The following is a 20203-nucleotide window of genomic DNA, read 5'->3' on the forward strand; positions in this document are numbered from 1 at the left end:
GAGGAGAGATATGTTTAGAACCAGAAGATTAAGAGCAAATGCAAATATCAGAAGTATGGTCAGGGAGACCAGAATAAGTAAGGATTCGCTTATTTATCCTATGTTTTTTGAAGAGGGAGAGAATATCTTCGAAGAGATAGAGTCCATGCCGGGGCAGTATCGCATGAGTATAGACAGATGTGACGGTGTTATAAAAGAACTGCTTGATGCGGGAGTGAAATCCGTGATTCTCTTCGGTATACCAAAACATAAAGACGAGGTGGGAAGTGAAGCGTATCATGATCACGGCATTGTACAGGAAGCTGTCAGATATATAAAGAAGAACTATCCTGATATATATGTGATAGGTGACGTATGTATGTGTGAGTACACTTCACATGGACATTGCGGAATATTAAAAGGACATGATGTTGACAATGATACCACTATAAAGTACATTGCAAAGATTGCACTGTCACAGGTGGAGGCGGGAGCCGATATGGTGGCGCCTTCAGATATGATGGACGGAAGAGTGGGTGAGATTAGAGAGCTGCTTGATGCAAACGGGTATAAGAATATACCGATAATGTCATATTCTGCAAAATATGCTTCAGCATTTTACGGACCTTTCAGAGCGGCGGCGGATTCCGCACCTGCATTTGGAGACAGAAAGACATATCAGATGGATGTTCACAATATAAGAGAAGCATTGAAAGAAGTTTATGACGATGTGGAAGAAGGTGCAGATATAGTTATGGTAAAGCCTGCCATGAGCTTTTTGGATGTTGTGGCAAAGGTAAAGGAAATAACGGATATTCCGGTGGCTGCATACTCTGTAAGCGGAGAATATGCTATGGTGAAGTCCGCAGCAAAAAACGGCTTTATAGATGAAGAGAAAATAATGTGTGAGATGGCAGTCTCGGCGTTTAGAGCGGGAGCCGATATATATATCACATACTACGCTAAAGAACTGGCAAAATGTATAGATAAGGGGTTAATAGGTTGAAAAAAGGAGTAATAGTTGCAAGTTTTGGAACAACACATGAAGACACAAGAAAAAAGACAATAGATGTAATTGAAAATGACATCAAAAACACATATAAAGACAGCATTATATTAAGAGCTTGGACCAGCGATATTATAAGGGCAAAGTTAAAAAAGAGACATAGAGTTCATATCAATGATATAAAAGAAGCTATGGAAGAGGCTCTTGAGCTTGGGGTCGAGGATTTGCTTATTATAAGCACTCATATCATGGACGGGATTGAAAACAATAAGGTCAAAGAAGTGGCGGCTTCATATAAGGATAAATTTTCAAGGATAAGGATGGGTAATGCGTTACTTGAAAGTGATGAAGACTTTGAATATCTTGTAAAAGAGCTTGATTCACTATATGAAAAGGAAGACGGAGCGGCCTATCTTTTGATGGGGCACGGATCGGACCATGAGTCAAACAAAATATATGAGTTACTCAGAAACAGATTTGCAGAATGCGGCAGAGATGATATTTACATAGCCTGTGTAGAAGGTTATCCGTATCTTGAGGATGTACTTCCACATCTGTCAGGATATAAAACTGTGCATTTGTCTCCGTTTATGATAGTGGCGGGAGATCACGCAAAGAATGATATGGCAGGTGATGAAGAGAGCTTTAAGAGTATACTTGAAGAGATGAACAAGAATGTAGACTATGAGCTTAAGGGTCTTGGAGAGTATGATTTTGTCAGAAGGCTTATACTAAAACATGCTGATGAGGCGAAATATGTTTCATAAAGAAATAATAAGAATCGGTACCAGGAAAAGTGCTTTGGCACTTGCACAGACCGAATTGGTGGGGGATGCTATAAAAAATAGCTTCCCCCATATAAAAATAGAATATATTCCTATGAACACACTCGGAGATAAGAGGCTTGATATCTCTTTGCAGGAAATAGGAGGAAAGGGACTGTTTACAAAGGAGCTTGAAGAAGCGCTTATAAACGGTGATATAGATTTGGCGATACATTCCGCAAAGGATTTGCCGCTTGAATTTAACGGCAGACTGAAGCTGATGCCTGTATTAAAAAGAGGAATTGTAAGAGATGTACTGGTTGTAAAAAATGATTGTCCCACAGATTTGGAGATAAGAGATCTGCCTTACGGGTTCAGAATAGGCACAAGCTCAAAAAGGAGGTCTGAACAGGCCATGCTTTTAAATGATAATATAAAATTGGTACCTATAAGAGGAAATGTACTTACAAGAATCGGTAAGATATTTTCAGGTGATACCGACGGAGTTATCTTGGCTAAGGCAGGGCTTGACAGACTTTTGGGTGATAAAAAGTATGCAGCGGAATATGAAGAACTGCTTGGGAAAGTCAATATTATAGATATAAAAGAGACTGATATACTGCCGGCACCGGCTCAGGGAATACTTTGTGCACAGTATGCGTCTGATGATATGGTAGAGGTTTTAAAAAAAATACAGGATGAGACCTGCAATATCTTATTTAATGCTGAAAGAAGATACTTAAGAGTATTACAGGCGGACTGTCATACAAGCGCAGGTATATATATAAAAAAGAATTCTGGAGGTTACAGTATAAATGCTTACTTTGAAGGTGAATATCAAAGTGCCGATACAAATGACAAAGAACTTTTAGATACAGTGGAGAAAATAGCAATCAAACTTAAGAGGAAAGATGTTTAATAAAGAAGTAAAAAGGGTTTCACTTGTAGGTGTGGGGCCGGGAGATGAAAGTCTGCTCACACTAAAAGCATTGGAATGTATACAAAATGCGGATGTGTTGGTATATGACAATTTGATAAATCCTACTGTTTTAAACAAGGCTAGGTTAGACGCAAAGCTTATCTATGCAGGAAAGATATCGGGGAATCACTACCTGACTCAGGATGAGATAAATGAGACTATTGCAGAGCACGCTGAGAGCGGTGAATATGTAGTCAGATTAAAGGGGGGTGACCCCTATATTTTCGGCAGAGGCGGTGAGGAAGCCGAATACCTTATAGAAAGAGGAATTGATTTTGAGATAGTGCATGGAGTCAGTTCCTTTTATGCTGGACTTGGATATGCAGGTATACCGATTACATTCAGAGGTGAGGCGACATCATTTCATGTCTTTACCGGGCACAGGAAAAAGGGAGAGCCGCTTGATCTTGATTTTAAAAATATTGCAAAGATTGACGGCAGTCTTGTATTTTTGATGGGAATATCCAATCTTCCGCTGATAGTGAACGGACTGCTCTCAAACGGTATGAATCCGTATATCGGTGCCGCTGTTGTTGAAAACGGTACAAGGTACAATCAAAGAGTGTTCAGAGGTGAACTTTGCAGTATAGAAGACATTGCGAAAAGAGAAAATATAGTTTCGCCTGCATTGATTGTAATAGGTGATGTATGCAAAAAGGATTTGTCATTCTTTAATAAATACAAGCTGCCGCTTTCAGGTAAAAATATACTTTTGACTGCAACAAGAGAGCTTGTAGAAAAAATGGCAAAAAGATTTAAGGAGACGGGTGCCAATATATGTGAGATGAGTCTTATTGTAACCAAAGAGATAGAGATAGAAAAAGAAAAGCTTGTATCTGAGCTTAATGATTCCACACATATTTTATTTACCAGCTCAAACGGTGTGGATATATTTTTTGAACAGATAAAAAGATACGGTATTGATATCAGAAGTCTCTATAATAAGAAGATATGCGTTATAGGCAGCGGAAGCGGGGAAGCTTTGAATAAATATGGAGTAAATGCCGACTTTATTCCAAGTAAATTTGATTCAAAAAGCTTCCTGGATGAAATCCTGCCGAAGCTTGATAAAGACAGTAAGGTCCTTATGCTCAGGGCAAAGATTGGAAGTGATGTATTGCCGAAAGGACTTAAGAGTGCGGGGATCGCCTTTAGCGATATTCCTGTTTATGATACAATCATTGATTATAGGAAAAAGTTTGAACTTAACAAGGATATAGAAAACTTTGACTATGTGGCGGTTGCAAGTGCAAGCGGGGCAAAGGCTCTTGTGGAAATGATTGAAGATAAAAAAGAACTTTCAGGAAAAGTGGTTTCAATAGGACCTGTGACCACAAAGGCACTTGTAGAACTTGGTATAGAAAATATAATTACAGCAAAGCAATATGATGTAGAGGGAATAATAGATGCAATCAAAAATTTATAAAAAATCGGAAAAGTATTTTGATTTATCAAAGAAATATATTCCGGGAGGGGTGAACTCTCCCGTTCGTGCCGCAAGAGCGGTACACTGTGACCCTGTTTTTATAAAATCGGCTCTCGGCTCAAAGATATATGATGTAGACGGCAACGAATATATAGATTATGTATGTTCATGGGGACCTGCGATATTGGGACATGCCTATCCTACAGTAACAGAGAAGGTAAAGAAGGCGCTGAAAAAGGGATTAAGCTTCGGAGCGCCTACAAAAAAGGAGTATATTCTTGCGGAGATGATAAATGAGGCAATGCCTGTTATGGAGCAGGTAAGGCTTGTAAACTCAGGTACTGAGGCCACTATGAGTGCTATAAGACTGGCAAGAGGATATACAAAGAAGGATTTGATTATAAAGTTTACAGGATGTTATCACGGACATTCCGACGGGCTTTTGGTAAAGGCCGGAAGCGGCGTACTTACCGAGGCGATTTCTTCAAGCGGCGGTGTACCGAGTGACTATGCAAAGGATACTCTTGTAGCGGATTTTAATGATTTTGAAAGTGTAAGTGCATTATTTGATAAGTACAAGGGAAAGATTGCCGCAATTATAGTGGAGCCGGTAGCCGCAAATATGGGTGTAGTACCTCCAAAAGAAGGTTTCCTTGAGTTTTTAAGAAAAATCACAATGGAGAATGATGCACTTTTGATATTTGATGAGGTTATAACAGGATTCAGATTGGCAAAGGGAGGTGCCTGTGAGTACTATGATATAGAGTCTGATATTGTTACAATCGGTAAGATAGTCGGCGGAGGTATGCCTCTTGCAGCTTATGGTGGAAAGAAAGAAATCATGGCATGTATCAGCCCTTTGGGTGATGTGTATCAGGCAGGTACACTTAGTGGCAATCCTATAGCCACCGCTGCAGGTATAGCCACACTGAAAGAGCTTTTTGAACATCCTGAAATCTATAAGAATATAGATGAGAGCACAAAAACACTTGCTGAAGGTATTGAAAAAATAATGAATTCAGATAAAAAGAGAGTACATATAAACAGAGTAGGTTCTTTGATGTCTGTATTCTTTACCTCAAAATCAGTGAACTGTTATGAGGATGTACTTAGCTGTGACCTTGAGAAATATGCAAGTTACTACAGATTTTTAAGAGATAACGGTATATATATTGCGCCGAGTCAGTTTGAGGCGGCTTTCATATCTGCTGCACATGACAGTGAGGATATAAAGAATACACTGAATGTAATAAAGAGATTCGGGGGAGTGGAATGATTTTACTTCTGAGTCTCAGCTTTAAGAATACTCCGCAAAAGGTGAGAGAATATTTTGCCTTTGGGGATGAGGACAAGAAAAAACTGCTTCTTACACTGTGCAGTGAAGAACCTATAGATGAGGCGGCTGTACTTGTGACCTGTAACAGAACTGAGATATATATAAGTACACATGAAGAGAATACCAATACTTTGATAAGCCTTATTGTAAAAAAATGTGAAGATATTATAGGTAGGGATATAGAACATTTGAGAGATTATATACTGTGCTATACCGGAAGGGGTGCTGTAAGCCATTTATATATGGTAAGTGCCGGGCTTGATTCAATGCTTATCGGAGAAGACCAAATACTTGGGCAGGTAAAGGATGCTATAGAATTTGCAAGAAAATGTAACACTTCACATCTTTACCTGAATACTCTTTTTAGAGATGCCGTTACCGAGGCAAAGAAGATAAAGACGGATACTCTTATATCAAAGTCCGGAGTATCTACCGCAACTCTTGCATTAAGAGTTGCAAAGGATGAATTGTCAGGTTTTGAAGGAAAGAAGCTGCTTATAATAGGTGCTTCAGGTAAGATAGGAAGCATTGTGTTAAAGAATGCACTAAGCTACGATTTTTCACAGATTTATGTCACAAAGAGAAGCCACAATATAGATATGTCGCCGAATGCAGAGGGTAAGGTAAGAATAATCGAATATAATGACAGATATAAGTATGTAGATGATGCGGATATTATAATCTCTTCCACAAGCGGACCGCATTTTACATTGACTATGGAGCATATAAAAAACAACTTAAGTAAAGCCTGCAAAAAGGTGTTTGTGGATTTGGCTCTGCCATGCGATATTGATGAGAGAATAAGAAGCTTGGAAGGTATATCCTATTACAATATGGACGATATGAAAAAATATGCCAAGGAAAACAATGAAAAGAAAAAGATGAGTATTGAAAAAGCAAGTGAGATGGCAAAAGACGGCGTTGAAAAATTCTTAAAATGGGAACTGTTTCAGGAAAATTGGAAAGTCTTTTCAGATGCAACAAAGAGTCTTGAAAAAGAAATAGCAAGAATCGGTGAGAGAAAGACACTTGAACATCTATTTTATAAGATTAGGGATAACGGAAGTCTGGAGGCACTACAATCACTGATTGAAACGCTTTCAAGTTAAAAATTTGTGTCATTTTTTATGAGGTCTTATTTAAAATATAAGGCCTTTTTTGACTCTAAAAAACATCATTATATACAATTATATCAGATAATAATATATATATAGCGAAAATAGATTTTTTGAAAAGTTTTTGCAAATAAAAAATAGCATAAAAAATATAAATCAAATAATAAAATATTGAAAAATAGCTTAAAAGTATGTTATTATATAGATGCATAAAGATTTGCACAAATTGACAGTAGATTGACTTGATATGTTAGACAGAAATAAAGGGTGAACCGGTCCTTATATTGAAGTATTTTTAATGGACGTAAGCACTACTTCAATATTAAATACATTCGGTTAGGTTACAAAAAAACGTTAGGAGGTATAGTCATGGAGGACTATATTTTATCATGCAGCTCCACCGCAGATATGACTAACGGGTATTACTCTAGTAGGGATATTCATCATATTGACAGTACATATTCTATTGATGGACAGATATATGATGAAAGTATGGGAGAGAGCGTGCCTTTATCGGATTTCTATGAGAAGATGAGAAATGGTATAAATCCGACAACAAGTCAAATCGACATGGCAGATTACAAGGAATACTTTAAGAAATTTTTGGAAGACGGTAAGGATGTATTGCATATTTGTCTTTCATCAAGTATATCCGATTCGTATCTGACCGCGACGGCAGCAGCAAAGGAACTAAAGGGGGAATATCCTGAAAGACAATTACATGTAGTAGACTCTCTGTCCGCATCGGCAGGCATGGGCTTGCTGATTGACATTTTGGCGGACAAAAGGGACGAGGGAATGCCTATTGACAAATTGAAGCTCTATGCGGAGAATTCAAAAAAGTATATCAATCATTGGTTTTTCTCAACAGACCTGACTACTTATCTGAAAGAAGAAAGCTTGACAAACTTTACATATAAGATAGGTAAGACACTTAACTTTTGTCCGCTTATGTGTGTGGACGGAGAGGGTAAGCTGGTCGTGATTGAAAAAGTGAAGACCAAGAAAAAGACTATGGAAGCCATTGTTTCAAGAATGGAAGTACAGGCGGTTGACGGAAAGAGATATGCAGGAAAATGTTTTATCAGTCATGCAGATTCAGAAAAAGAGGCCACAAAACTTGCAAGTATGCTTGAGGCCCGTTTCCCAAATCTGAAAGGGAATGTTGAAGTAAAAGAGATAGGTCATATAATAGGGGCACACACCGGTCCTGGAACAGTCGCAGTATTTTTTATTGGAGACAAAAGATAATCATTAAGAAGTAAAAGATGCTTAGATCAGTATTGAAAAGTTTTATTTCAATACTTGTCCAAGCATTTTTTGTTTGCATTCTCACTATTGTTACATCGGCGTTTAGGATATATAATAATAGTATTTGATTGAAGTAATAAGTGTATTATTTTGAAAGGAAAAGGCAAAAGAAGTAATGGAAGCATTTGCACTGGTAGAAAGAAACAGAGCCGAGATTATAGATGCACAAAGACCGGTACTTAAAAGTGAGTACAATGCTATACTGACTCCGGTAGCTATATCGGTATGCACATCAGATGTAAATACAGTATACGGCTCGGGTTCAAAAAAACCTGACAATCTTATTTTGGGGCATGAAGCGGTAGCAAGAGTGGTTAAGGTAGGTGAAAGTGTAAGAGATTTCAAGGAGGGAGATATTGTGGCAGTGCCTTCCATGACTCCGAATTTTCACGACAAGGATATACAGGACGGTAATCTTTTGCATGCAGGGGCAAACTTCAGTGCAAATACACTTGGAAGAAGCACTCCGGGAGTCTTTGCAAGAGAGTTTGAAGTGGCGGATGCAAATCTTAACTTGGCACTTTTGCCGGAAGGGGTAAGCCTTGGCAGCGGACTTATGTGTACGGATATGGCAACAACGGGATTCACAGGTGCAGAGAGGGTGAACTTTGGTGATACTGTTGCAGTACTTGGCATAGGCGGTGTAGGTCTGATGGCAATATGCGGTGCAGCGCTTCGCGGTGCGGGAAGGATTATTGCGGTAGGCAGCAGAGGAGCAAGTATTCCTCTTGCATATGAGTACGGAGCAAGTGAAGTGATATCTTACAAAGACCACAATATAGTTGAATATGTTCTTAAAGCGACAAGTGGTAAGGGTGCAGATGTGGTAATAATTGCAGGAGGTAATGATAGGACTTTTTCAGATGCGATAGATATGGTAAGATATGGTGTCGGAAAGGTTGTGAATCTGAAGCTTTTTACCGGAGACGGAAGTATGGAGATACCGAAGTTTTCTTCAGGAAGAGGTATGTCAGGCAAAAGTATATATATGGAGCTTGGAAAAGGCGGCAGAGTCAGGATGGAAAGACTCTTATCCATGGTAAAGTACAAAAGATTTGAACCCGACAAGATGATTACACATACATTCAAAGGATTTGAAAATGTGGTAGAAGCATTACAGCTTATGAAAGATAAGGGTAATGATGTTATAAAGACAATGATACTTACAGGATGGTAGAATGAAAAAAATAAGTGTGGTGGTACCATGTTATAATGAAGAAGAAAATGTGGTACCTATGGCAAATGCCATAAGGGAAGTATTCAAAAATGATCTTTCAGCTTACAAATATGAGATTATTTTTATTGACAATGATTCAAAAGACAGAACGAGAGAGTTGATAAGAGAACTTTGTAAGAATGACAAAGGTATCAAGGGTATATTCAATGCAAAGAATTTCGGACAGTTCAATTCTCCATATTACGGAATGTTGCAAAGCAGCGGAGATGCGACTATTTTGATGGCGGCGGATTTTCAGGATCCGGTGGAAATGATACCCAAGTATGTAAAGGCATGGGAAGAGGGCTATAAGATAGCTATCGGAATCAAAAAATCCAGTCAGGAAAATAAGATAATGTATCACCTTAGAAGCCTTTATTATAGAACCATAAAGAAGCTTTCGGAGGTGGAACAGATAGAGCATTTTACCGGTTTCGGACTGTACGACAAGGCATTTATCAATGTGATGAGAGAATTGGACGACCCTGTGCCTTTCCTTAGAGGAATAGTGGCGGAACTTGGATTCAGAAGAAAAGAGATCCCATATGACCAGCCGCAAAGGAGAGCCGGAAAGACAAGCAATAATTTGTATAAGCTTTATGATGCGGCAATGCTTTCATTTACCGCATATACAAAGGTCGGGCTTCGTCTTGCAACCTTTGCGGGGATTATACTCTCAGGTCTGTCCATGATAATAGCGGTAATATATCTGATTATGAAGCTCTTATACTGGGACAGATTCCCGGCGGGGATGGCACCTATTCTTATAGGTATGCTTTTTTTAGGTTCTATACAGATATTCTTTATAGGACTTGTCGGTGAGTATATAATGACTATAAACCAAAGAGTGATGAACAGACCTCTTGTAGTGGAAGAAGAAAGAATCAATTTTGAAGAATAAAAGGAAAGTACTTTATGAAATATAAGGTGGATTACGTTCGCATACGCGAGAACTATATTACTTTGAACGGTTGGGTTGTAGGCAAAAAGCCGACTTCACAGCCCTCTTTTCATGTCTACAACAGTAAGATGGAGAGTGTGGATTTCAAATATGTAAAGACCAGAAGAGACGATGTAAGCCAGACATACTTCGGCAAGGTATATGACGAGGACTACGGATTTGATATAAAGTTTGACTACAGAAGGGGCGATGACTACTACCTTGAGATAGCAATTGACAAGCAAAAAAAGAGAATAAAGTACAATGAAGAACTGATATATAAACGTTCAAGTGTCGCCTATAAGAGGATGGAGAAGTTAAAGGACCTTTGCAATATGGAAACTGTAAGGGTTGCAATGAACTTTATGAAAAAGAACGGTCTTAGGGCGCTTATAAGAAAGTCAAAGAGTAAGATTCAAGGTATGGACAATGACTACGAGTACGCGGAGTGGTACGAAAAAACCAAGCCTACCAAAGAAGAACTGAATGCACAAAGAGATGTAAAATTTGATTACTCACCTTTATTTTCTATAGTGGTGCCGCTTTATGCCACACCTGACAATTTTCTTGGAGAGTTGCTTGACTCCATAATGAATCAGACTTATCAAAACTTTGAAGTTTGCCTTGCGGACGGCTCTGAGGGCGGTAAGGATAAAGAAGAATTTATAAAAAAATATATCGAAGAAAAGAGTGCACAAAATAAGATAAAGTATAAAAAGCTCGGAAAAAATCTTGGGATTGCAGGCAATACAAACGAAGCTCTAAAGATGGCTGCAGGTGATTATATAGTACTTGCCGACCATGACGATGTGATAACGCAAAATGCGCTGTATGAATGTGCCAAGGCGATAAATGAGACGGAATGTGACTGTATGTACTCCGATGAAGATAAGCTTGATATGGACGGCGGTTCACTGTTTGATCCTCATTTTAAGCCTGACTTCAATATTGATATGCTTGAGAGTGTGAACTATATCTGCCATCTTTTTGTAGTAAAGAAAGAACTTGTGGATACGGCCGGAATGTTTGATGCGGCATATGACGGTGCGCAGGACTATGACTTTATATTCAGAGTTACCGAGAATGCAAAAAAGATCGTACATATTCCGAAGGTTTTGTACCACTGGAGATGTCATATGAACTCTACAGCATCCAATCCTCAAAGTAAGTTGTATGCTTTTGAGGCAGGTGCAAGAGCGATAAAGGCACATATAGAGAGAACGGGAAATTCACTGCCTGTGGAAAAGATTGAAAAAGGTGTGGACTACGGCATCTATCACAAGTACTTTATTATGAAAGAGCAGCCGCTTTTATCAATTATTATTCCGAACAAGGACCACAGTGAAGACCTTGACCTTGCAATTCGTTCCATAGTGACAAAGAGTACCTATAAAAACCTTGAGTTTATTGTTGTGGAGAACAATTCCACAGAGAAAAAAACTTTTGATTACTATGGAAAGATTCAAAGGGAATTTGACAATATCAAGGTGGTTTTCTGGGAGAGAGAATTTAATTATTCTCTTATCAACAACTTCGGTGTCGGCTATGCAAGCGGTGAGTATCTGTTCTTTTTAAATAATGATATCGAAATGATAAATCCTACATCAATAGAGGAGATGATGTGGTATGCATTTAGAAAAGATGTGGGAATAGTAGGTGCAAGACTGCTTTACAATGATGATACCATACAGCATGCAGGTGTTGTAGTCGGTTTCGGAGGTGTGGCAGGTCATACATTTATAGGACTGTCGGATGTGGAAAACAGTTATTTCCACAGAGCGCTTACATTGCAGGATTATTCAGCCGTAACGGCAGCCGCACTTGTCACAAAGAAATCCGTCTTTAACGAAGTGGGCGGATTCAGTGAGGAGCTTGCGGTAGCTTTTAACGATATTGATTTTTGTATGAAGGTAAGATCAAAAGATTATCTGGTGGTGTACAATCCTTATGCGCTGTTTTATCACTATGAATCAAAGTCAAGAGGACTTGAGGACAGCCCTGAAAAGATTGAAAGATTCAACAGAGAGACTGCTATATTTATGAAGAGATGGCCGAAGATTTTGGCTGAGGGCGATCCGTATTACAATCCTAATCTCACGCTTAGAAAGTCAAACTTTGCACTCAGAGATTTATTACATGAAAAGATCGGTGAACCTTTTATAGATGAGAAGATAAAAAAATACCTGTAGGTATGGGAGAAATATGAGTAAAGTAACAATAATAATACCGAATTACAACGGTGCCGCCTTTTTGGGCGATTGCATAGAGTCGTTGAGAGATCAGACATATAAAAACTTTGATGTGCTGGTGGTAGATAACGGCTCAAAGGATGCTTCACTTGAGTATTTAAGAGATTTGGAAAGCTATGAAAAAAATCTGAATATAAGGGTGATATACTTGGATGAAAACTTGGGCTTTGCAGGAGGAGTAAATGTCGGACTGGCTGCAAGCGACAGTAAATATATTATTTTATTAAACAACGACACGCAAGTTTTTAATGACTATGTGGAAAAACTTGTGAATGCGATAGAAAAGTCGGAAAAGATATTTGCGGTAAACCCGCTTATGATAAACGCACATAATAAGGAACTTGTGGATGATGCCGGAGACGGATATTCACTTCTTGGATGGGGATATCAGATAGGTGTAGGCGAGAAGGTAAGCGACTTTACAAAGAAGCGAGCGGTATTTTCAGCCTGCGCAGGTGCCAGCATATACAGAAAGAGTATCTTGGATGAAGTCGGATACTTTGATGAAATGCACTTTGCATACCTTGAAGATATGGACTTAAGCTTCAGGGCAAGACTTAAAGGATATATCATAGGTTTTGAGCCGCTTGCAAAGGTATATCACCTTGGAAGCGCCACATCAGGGTCAAAGTACAATTCATTTAAGGTAAGGCTGGCCGCAAGAAACAATATTTATCTTATATACAAGAATATGACCAATTTGCAGATAGCTTTCAATATTTTGCCGCTTGCACTCGGTACATTTATAAAGATGGGATTTTTCTTAAAAAAAGGATTTATAAAAGATTATGTAAGCGGACTTATCGAAGGATTTAAAAACTTAAAAGAATGTGACAGAGTGGATTTTAGTGAGATAAAGAAATCAAATATATTGGCTCTGGAGGGTGAAATCATATTCGGCACCTTTGAATATGTGTACAGATTTATAAAAAGGCATACCTGTTAAGAACTGTTACTAAAGATTAAATAAAATGTAATAAATGATTTTGTTTTTAGTTGTAAAATAGTTTCAGGGTTTTACAAAATTTAGGCAGAAATCGAACACTTTAAGTGCGATATGGAGCAATATATGATTAAAGAAAACCAAAAGAGACTGAATAGGCTGCATATACTCTTGGATGCCCTTGTTATATTCACAAGCTACTTGATAGCTTATCTTATAATGTATTACAATGATGATGCGATACTGGCATTGTCCGCACAGGTATATTTCAGTGCATTGATTATTATAATACCGGGGTTTCTTATACTGTATGAATTCTTTGAACTGTATACACCTAAAAGAATCTCAGGTAGAAGAAGTGAGATAGCAAATATCTTTAAAGCCAATTCCATAGGATTTTTGATATTTACCTTGACACTGTACCTTGGCGGTAAGAATATGAATATGCACCACTTCTCAAGAAGATTGGTAATCATCTTTTATATTCTTACAAATGTACTGATGGTCTTTGAGAGGAGCTTTATAAGAAGCTTTTTGATGAGCATCAGGACGAAGGGATACAACCAAAAGCATGTTTTGCTTATCGGGTATTCAAGAGCGGCGGAAGGGTATATAGACAGAGTTAAGCAAAATCCCGAGTGGGGCTACAATATCAGAGGTATTTTAGATGACCACAAGGAAAGGGGATATTGTTACAACGGGGTTAAGGTAATAGGCACAATAGCAAATCTGCATATGATCTTAGAGATGAATGTGCTTGATGAGATTGCCATTACACTTAGTATAAAGGAGTATGAGCATCTTGAAGCTATAGTTAACGACTGTGAGAAATCGGGTGTGCATACAAAGTTTATACCGGATTACAATAATTTTATACCGACCATTCCTTATATAGAGGATTTGCAAGGGCTTCCTGTTATAAATATCAGACATGTGCCGCTTACAGAACTTCACAATGCATATATAAAAAGAATTGTTGACATATTTGGGGCATTGTTTGGTATAATATTGTTTTCACCTGTGATGTTAATCACTGCAATACTTGTAAAGTTGACAGACGGTGGACCGATAATATATTCGCAGGAAAGAGTGGGTTTGCACAACAAACCTTTCAAAATGTATAAATTCCGCTCCATGGCTGTTCAAAAGCCGTCAGAGGAGAAGTCAAAGTGGACTACACCGAACGATCCGAGAGTCACGGCTGTAGGCAGGTTTATCAGAAAGACAAGCATTGATGAGACTCCGCAGTTTTTCAATGTGTTAAAGGGTAATATGTCACTTGTGGGTCCGAGGCCTGAGAGACCTTTCTATGTGGAAAAGTTCAGGGAAGAGATACCGCATTATATGATAAAACATCAGGTAAGACCGGGGCTTACCGGTTGGGCACAGGTCAACGGATTCAGGGGAGATACTTCCATACAAAAAAGAATTGACCATGACTTATATTATATTGAAAACTGGACCTTGGGTTTTGATTTCAAGATAATGTTTTTGACGATATTTAAGGGATTTATAAATAAAAATGCTTATTAGCAGGAGGAATATAATGAGCGAAGATAATCAGAAGCCTAAAAAGAAGAGGAAAAAATCTAAGGTTGCTTTTTTCTTTACAATGCTTATAGCGGAAGTTTTCGTGTTGGGTGTAATATTTGCGTATGCATATGCACTTAAGCAATACTCTAAGATACAAAGACCCGACTACAATGTTGAACAGGTTTTAAATACCGATTTGTCCGAGAAGAAGCTGGCGGAGATGAGAGGATACAGAAATATTGCCGTATTCGGTGTGGATTCCAGAGACAGCAGTGTAGGTAAGGGAAACAGATCAGATGTTATAATCATTTGTTCAATAGATCAGTCAAACGGTGAAATCAAGTTGGTTTCGGTATACAGAGATACTTACCTTGATGTAGGAAAGAACTCTTTCCAGAAAGCGACTCATGCATACAGCTACGGCGGACCTGCAAGAGCGGTTAAGATGCTGAATGACAGTTTGGATCTCAATATCACAGATTATATAACATTCAACTGGAAGGCGGTTGCAACAGCTATAAACATACTTGGAGGTGTGGATATAGACATTACACCTGCCGAGTTTAAGTATATCAACTCATATATCACAGAGACCGTAAAGGGAACAGGTATAGGTTCCGTACAGCTTAAGGCGCCGGGTATGCAGCATCTTGACGGTGTTCAGGCGGTGGCTTATGCAAGACTCAGATATATGGATACAGACTATCAAAGAACAGAAAGACAGAGAAAGGTTGTTGAGCTTGCCTTTGAGAAGGCAAAAAGGGCGGATCCGAAGACTCTGAATGATTTGCTTGGAAATGTACTTTCAATGGTGGCTACAAACCTTACATGGCAGGACGGTTTGGATGTAATCAATGATATAGGCAAGTACAAGCTGGTAGATACACAGGGCTTCCCTTTTGATAAGGACGATATGACAAAGGGAACAAAGGGATTTATAGTAGTTCCTATAGATCTTGAGAGTAATGTTGTAAAGCTTCACAGCTATCTTTTCGGTGATGAGAACTATGAGGCTTCTGCAAAGGTAAAGGCTTACAGTGAGAGAATATCTGACGATACAGGTTTTTATAAGGACGGCGACAAAGTCAAACGTGTAAAGACCAATGACGGATATAAGTCAAATAAGAGTTATAGTGATGACGAAGATGAGACTAAGAGTAAGAAAAAGAAGTCAAATACCGAAGAAGAGACAAAAAAGAGCAAGAGTGTGGATATCTATATGGACAATAACGGCAGATATTATCATCTTGATAAGGACGGCGAGACGGTTTGGATAGACAAAAACGAAGGTGAGGACTATTACACCGACGGTGCAGGAAACAAGAATTATATGCAGCCTGAGGAGAAAGAGTCTACACATAAGGAAAAGAGCAACAAGTCCAAGTCAACAACAGAAGCTCCTGCAGAGTCTACACAGGCCAACAAAGGTTCAAGTGTTGAGATAGTGGAGCCTCATACAAAGAAGGAGACGGCGGAGACTGAAACTGCAGCTCCTAAAAAGAAGCCTAACGGACCGGGAGAGACTACGACAGCCAAAGAAACCGAGGAGTCAAGAAATGCTAAGGGACCGGGAGAGACAAAGACTACAAAGGAGCCTACGGTAGAACCTGTACCTACTACCGCGGATCGTAAGGAGGAGACTGTGCCGCCTGTACCTACAGCTCAGACGGTGGAACCGAAAGCGGAATAAAAAACATAAAATAAACTTACTTTGTACACAAAGTGGACACAAAGCATTGGTAGACTTATAACCATCAAAGGAAAGTCACCAATGCTTTTTTATTACGGAGGTGGCAAAGATAATAAACCGCAGCGAGTATATCCGCTGCAGCAGACTATATATTTTATGAAAGGGGAGTACTTTTAGTACGGAAGATATTATGGAATTTGAAAGAGATGAATTTGACAATGAGGTTAATACAAATATGGAGAACAATACAAACAACAGTGAGATAGAAAACAGCGCTTCAAATGATGAACCTAAGGACATAGACAGCATTATAAGAAGGCACAGTGAAAGTCTTGCAAAGGCTGCAGAAGATATAGCAAGGAATGAAGGAAGCAGCGATACTTCATATGATGCTGTGCAAAGTGACAGTGATATGAACAAGGAAGCGGTATCAAGCTTTGCTTCAAATGCAAGTGAGGATTTGGACAATACACATAATATAAATATATCTGATATCAAGGAGGCAAACAATGCAACAGATAGCGGAAATTTTGGAGAAGATAATAGAGGAACTCAGTCAGAAAATGTACGAACACAAACTTTTGCCGCACAGCCTCAAAAAGGCAAGGGTAAGGGTAAAGAACGTAAGAAATCAAAAGTAGGAAGAGCATTCGGATTTGTAGCAAGTGCTGCAGTATTCGGACTTGTAGCCGGCGGAGTAATGGTGGGTGTAAACAATGTGGCAAGCAGCTACGTCGGAACAAATACAAAGACAAAGGTTGATGATATTACAATAGGCAGTCAGAATACCGATAAGAGTGAGAGTACTGCGGCACCTGCGACCAACCTTTCAAGCATGGATGTTTCAACTATAGTGGATAAGGCAATGCCTTCAGTAGTATCCATCTACGGAAAGGAAGAGGTTACACAGAACAGTTTCTTCGGTCCTCAAAGCTACGAAGCACAGTCAAGCGGTTCAGGTATAATAGTAGGAAAGACGGACAGTGAGCTTTTGATTGTAACAAACAACCATGTTATTGCGGATACTACAAGTCTTGAGGTAGAGTTTTCAGACGGTAAGAAGGCAAGTGCCTCTGTAAAGGGTGGAGACAGTGACAATGATGTGGCTGTAGTGGCTGTAAAGCTCTCAGATATGGGAGAAGACACATTGTCAAGAATCAGCATCGCAAATATCGGAGACAGTGATAATGTTAAGGTAGGACAGGGTGTTGTTGCTATAGGAAATGCACTGGGATACGGTCAGTCCGTAACAGTCGGATATATTTCGGCACTTAACAGAGAGGTAAAGACTGAGGGCGGCACTTCAAAGAATCTTTTACAGACTGATGCGGCTATAAATCCCGGTAACTCAGGTGGCGCACTCCTTAATATGCAGGGTCAGGTAATCGGTATCAACTCAGCCAAGTATTCAGATACAGCTGTAGAGGGAATGGGCTATGCAATCCCTATATCTACAGTAAAGGATCTCATAAAGGAACTTTCAAGCAAGGAGACAAGAACTGTAGTAGCACAGGAAAATCAGGGATACCTCGGTATACAGGGTAAGGATATTGACGAGGAGATGGCAAAGGCTTACGATATGCCGCAGGGTATCTATGTATACAAAGTTGTAGAAGGCGGTGCCGCAGCATCTTCAGATTTGAAGGCAAAGGATATCATTACAAAGTTTGACGGACAGAGTGTAAGAAGTATGGAAGAACTCAAAAATATGCTTACATACTATGAGAGCGGCAGAAAGGTGGATCTGACTGTTCAAAGACTTGACGACAGCGGTAAATATGTTGAGAAGACTGTAAGCATCACTCTCGGTAAGAGAGAAGCACAGGAACAGTAATATAGATTTTCTAAGCAGCAGGTGAAAGCCTGTTGCTTTTTTTGTCGTTTTTACGGTATACTAAGTTGCTATATAGGAAATGGAGTATATGATATGAGACTTAGACATATAAAGGGTTGTGAAGACTTTATAACTGATGCGAAAGAATGCCTCAGAGAGGATGAAGCTATAGCCTTAAAAGGTAAGATACAGGATATATTTGATATAAGAAGGCCGCTGCAGATAGAAATAGGTATGGGCAAGGGGCAGTTTATCAGAAATATGGCACTTAAAAATCCCGGTATAAACTTTATAGGTATTGAGAGATATGAAAGTGTACTGATGAAGGCTATACAAAGAAAGAGAAATCTTGAAAGTGACAAAGCAATAGACAATCTGAGATTTTTATGTGCGGATGCAAGAAAACTTGCAGATATTTTTGAGACCGGTGAAGTGGATAAGATATTTTTGAACTTTTCGGACCCGTGGCCGAAGGACAGACATGCAAACAGAAGACTTACTTCCCCTGACTTTTTACAAGTCTATGACAGGATATTAAAGCCTGAAGGTGTGATAGAGTTTAAGACAGACAATGTGGGACTTTTTGAATATTCACTGGAAGTGGTTAAAGAGTCTAAGTGGAAGCTTGATTTTTGCAGTTTTGATTTTCACTCTGAAAAGGAGAGCGAAGGGAATATAATGACCGAGTATGAGGAAAAATTTGCAGGCCAAGGAAATAAGATTTGTAAGATGATTATAAGCAGATAAAAAAAGAACTCCAATGATGACGGTCATTGGAGTTTATTTTATGCGTTGATACTATCAACAGCCTTTGAAAGTCTTGCAACCTTACGAGAAGCATTGTTCTTGTGATATACACCCTTTGATGCCGCCTTTGTAATCTCAACGATAGCGTTCTTAAGGTTGTCTTTTGCAAGCTGCTTATCATTTGCTGCAACAGCACTCTCAACTTTCTTAATGGCAGTCTTCACTTTTGATCTGATTGCCTTGTTTCTCTCTGTTCTTACTAAAGTAACCTGAATTCTTTTCTTTGCGGATTTGATATTAGCCACATTTACCTCCAATAAATAAATACCTTTTTGTTTTATGAAAGTTAAACTTTCGAAAGTTTATATTGAAGCCTGGACACGGACAGTTCAATCTAAACGCAACCATAATTTTAGGATATTCTAAGTGGAAAGTCAAGGTTTAAGCGAAAGATTTATAATATAAATTTTTTAAAAAAATTAGCACTCACCCATTGACATTGCTAATAATATTTGCTATATTATTACTATAACAAATAGGACATAGATAACAGCAAAGGTTATCGATAAGGTTCTATTTGAATACTAATAATGTTGATAATAAAGGAGATATAGATATGTTACTACCTAGAAGAAATTATAATTTGTTTGATGAGTTTTTTGATAATGATTTTTGGGGCAAAGGCTTTAGTAAGTTTGAAGCTCCAAGCATGAAGACTGATGTAAAGGATGTAGACGGTAATTATGAGCTCAGCATAGAGCTTCCGGGATTTAATAAGGAAGATATTACAGCAAGCCTTAAGGACGGATACCTTACAGTCAGTGCAAAGCATGAAGAAAACGATGACAAGAAGGATGAAAATGATAAATACATCCGCAGAGAGAGGAGATTCGGTTCATGCGAGAGAAGCTTCTTTGTCGGAGATGCCGTTACAGAAGAAGATATCAAGGCTTCATACAACAACGGTATATTGAAGCTTACATTGCCTAAAGAAAAAGAGAGCTTACCACAGCCTCCAAAGACAATAGCAATTGAATAATAAATCAAATGATTTTGACTGCCACGAAAGTGGCAGTTTTTTTATTTTAAAGTGCTAAATTCCATCTTGTATATTATTATACTTAGTGCTATCATA

Annotated in this window: 17 protein-coding genes; 16 read left to right on the forward strand and 1 reads right to left on the reverse strand. The window is 38.7% G+C overall.

What is annotated here, in order from left to right; translation table 11 throughout:
- Positions 1-10 precede the first annotated feature (10 nt).
- From hemB to trmB, 15 genes are all read left to right on the forward strand, one after another.
- Positions 11-985, forward strand: a complete 975-nt coding sequence (gene hemB, locus ACO6FI_RS08875; RefSeq protein WP_485457018.1) for a porphobilinogen synthase — start codon at positions 11-13, stop codon at positions 983-985.
- The gene (locus ACO6FI_RS08880; protein WP_485457019.1) at positions 982-1752 is read left to right on the forward strand and encodes a sirohydrochlorin cobaltochelatase; all 771 of its coding nucleotides are present in this window, start codon (positions 982-984) and stop codon (positions 1750-1752) included. The genes hemB and ACO6FI_RS08880 overlap by 4 nt, the downstream gene beginning before the upstream one ends.
- A complete protein-coding gene (hemC, locus tag ACO6FI_RS08885) occupies positions 1742-2668 on the forward strand; it encodes a hydroxymethylbilane synthase (RefSeq protein ID WP_485457020.1) in 927 nt (308 codons plus the stop codon). Before ACO6FI_RS08880 ends, hemC begins: the two co-directional genes overlap by 11 nt.
- Positions 2661-4154, forward strand: coding sequence for a uroporphyrinogen-III C-methyltransferase (cobA, locus tag ACO6FI_RS08890; RefSeq protein WP_485457021.1), 1494 nt, complete (start codon positions 2661-2663; stop codon positions 4152-4154). Before hemC ends, cobA begins: the two co-directional genes overlap by 8 nt.
- Complete coding sequence (gene hemL, locus ACO6FI_RS08895; RefSeq protein ID WP_485457022.1) at positions 4135-5430, forward strand: glutamate-1-semialdehyde 2,1-aminomutase; 1296 nt, start codon at positions 4135-4137, stop codon at positions 5428-5430. Before cobA ends, hemL begins: the two co-directional genes overlap by 20 nt.
- The gene (gene hemA / locus ACO6FI_RS08900) at positions 5427-6599 is read left to right on the forward strand and encodes a glutamyl-tRNA reductase (protein ID WP_485457023.1); all 1173 of its coding nucleotides are present in this window, start codon (positions 5427-5429) and stop codon (positions 6597-6599) included. Before hemL ends, hemA begins: the two co-directional genes overlap by 4 nt.
- Positions 6600-6974: 375 nt before the next feature.
- Positions 6975-7856: a DegV family protein gene (locus ACO6FI_RS08905; RefSeq protein ID WP_485457024.1), complete on the forward strand. Its 882-nt coding sequence runs from the start codon at positions 6975-6977 to the stop codon at positions 7854-7856.
- Between the two features lie 175 nt (positions 7857-8031).
- Positions 8032-9093: a zinc-binding dehydrogenase gene (locus ACO6FI_RS08910; RefSeq protein ID WP_485457025.1), complete on the forward strand. Its 1062-nt coding sequence runs from the start codon at positions 8032-8034 to the stop codon at positions 9091-9093.
- 1 nt (position 9094) lies between these two features.
- Complete coding sequence (locus ACO6FI_RS08915; protein ID WP_485457026.1) at positions 9095-10033, forward strand: glycosyltransferase family 2 protein; 939 nt, start codon at positions 9095-9097, stop codon at positions 10031-10033.
- 14 nt (positions 10034-10047) lie between these two features.
- Positions 10048-12261 (forward strand): glycosyltransferase family 2 protein, encoded by a 2214-nt coding sequence (locus tag ACO6FI_RS08920; protein ID WP_485457027.1) that lies wholly within the window; start codon positions 10048-10050, stop codon positions 12259-12261.
- Between the two features lie 13 nt (positions 12262-12274).
- Positions 12275-13267: a glycosyltransferase family 2 protein gene (locus tag ACO6FI_RS08925; protein WP_485457028.1), complete on the forward strand. Its 993-nt coding sequence runs from the start codon at positions 12275-12277 to the stop codon at positions 13265-13267.
- A gap of 123 nt (positions 13268-13390) precedes the next feature.
- Entirely contained in the window at positions 13391-14797 is a 1407-nt protein-coding gene (locus ACO6FI_RS08930; RefSeq protein ID WP_485457029.1) for an undecaprenyl-phosphate glucose phosphotransferase, read from the forward strand.
- Positions 14798-14810: 13 nt separating this feature from the next.
- The gene (locus ACO6FI_RS08935) at positions 14811-16487 is read left to right on the forward strand and encodes an LCP family glycopolymer transferase (RefSeq protein ID WP_485457030.1); all 1677 of its coding nucleotides are present in this window, start codon (positions 14811-14813) and stop codon (positions 16485-16487) included.
- 190 nt (positions 16488-16677) lie between these two features.
- Positions 16678-18321 (forward strand): S1C family serine protease, encoded by a 1644-nt coding sequence (locus tag ACO6FI_RS08940; RefSeq protein WP_485457031.1) that lies wholly within the window; start codon positions 16678-16680, stop codon positions 18319-18321.
- A 93-nt stretch (positions 18322-18414) separates the two neighbouring features.
- Positions 18415-19068 (forward strand): tRNA (guanosine(46)-N7)-methyltransferase TrmB, encoded by a 654-nt coding sequence (trmB, locus tag ACO6FI_RS08945; protein ID WP_485457032.1) that lies wholly within the window; start codon positions 18415-18417, stop codon positions 19066-19068.
- A 38-nt stretch (positions 19069-19106) separates the two neighbouring features.
- Here the strand turns inward: trmB and rpsT are convergent, their stop codons facing one another.
- On the reverse strand, positions 19107-19373 hold the full coding sequence (rpsT, locus tag ACO6FI_RS08950) for a 30S ribosomal protein S20 (protein ID WP_060930898.1): 267 nt from the start codon (positions 19371-19373) through the stop codon (positions 19107-19109).
- A gap of 311 nt (positions 19374-19684) precedes the next feature.
- Here rpsT and ACO6FI_RS08955 point away from each other — a divergent pair, with 311 nt between their 5' ends.
- On the forward strand, positions 19685-20107 hold the full coding sequence (locus ACO6FI_RS08955; protein ID WP_298057057.1) for an Hsp20/alpha crystallin family protein: 423 nt from the start codon (positions 19685-19687) through the stop codon (positions 20105-20107).
- Positions 20108-20203: the final 96 nt, after the last annotated feature.

The organism is Lachnoanaerobaculum sp., from assembly GCF_057250505.1.

Excerpts from the sequence above, each read along its gene's own strand:
- hemB (WP_485457018.1), top strand. The coding sequence starts at position 11 with ATGTTTAGAACCAGAAGATTAAGAGCAAATGCAAATATCAGAAGTATG.
- hemC (WP_485457020.1), top strand. The coding sequence starts at position 1,742 with ATGTTTCATAAAGAAATAATAAGAATCGGTACCAGGAAAAGTGCTTTG.
- cobA (WP_485457021.1), top strand. The coding sequence starts at position 2,661 with ATGTTTAATAAAGAAGTAAAAAGGGTTTCACTTGTAGGTGTGGGGCCG.
- hemL (WP_485457022.1), top strand. The coding sequence starts at position 4,135 with ATGCAATCAAAAATTTATAAAAAATCGGAAAAGTATTTTGATTTATCA.
- hemA (WP_485457023.1), top strand. The coding sequence starts at position 5,427 with ATGATTTTACTTCTGAGTCTCAGCTTTAAGAATACTCCGCAAAAGGTG.
- ACO6FI_RS08905 (WP_485457024.1), top strand. The coding sequence starts at position 6,975 with ATGGAGGACTATATTTTATCATGCAGCTCCACCGCAGATATGACTAAC.
- ACO6FI_RS08910 (WP_485457025.1), top strand. The coding sequence starts at position 8,032 with ATGGAAGCATTTGCACTGGTAGAAAGAAACAGAGCCGAGATTATAGAT.
- ACO6FI_RS08915 (WP_485457026.1), top strand. The coding sequence starts at position 9,095 with ATGAAAAAAATAAGTGTGGTGGTACCATGTTATAATGAAGAAGAAAAT.
- ACO6FI_RS08920 (WP_485457027.1), top strand. The coding sequence starts at position 10,048 with ATGAAATATAAGGTGGATTACGTTCGCATACGCGAGAACTATATTACT.
- ACO6FI_RS08925 (WP_485457028.1), top strand. The coding sequence starts at position 12,275 with ATGAGTAAAGTAACAATAATAATACCGAATTACAACGGTGCCGCCTTT.
- ACO6FI_RS08930 (WP_485457029.1), top strand. The coding sequence starts at position 13,391 with ATGATTAAAGAAAACCAAAAGAGACTGAATAGGCTGCATATACTCTTG.
- ACO6FI_RS08935 (WP_485457030.1), top strand. The coding sequence starts at position 14,811 with ATGAGCGAAGATAATCAGAAGCCTAAAAAGAAGAGGAAAAAATCTAAG.
- ACO6FI_RS08940 (WP_485457031.1), top strand. The coding sequence starts at position 16,678 with ATGGAATTTGAAAGAGATGAATTTGACAATGAGGTTAATACAAATATG.
- trmB (WP_485457032.1), top strand. The coding sequence starts at position 18,415 with ATGAGACTTAGACATATAAAGGGTTGTGAAGACTTTATAACTGATGCG.
- ACO6FI_RS08955 (WP_298057057.1), top strand. The coding sequence starts at position 19,685 with ATGTTACTACCTAGAAGAAATTATAATTTGTTTGATGAGTTTTTTGAT.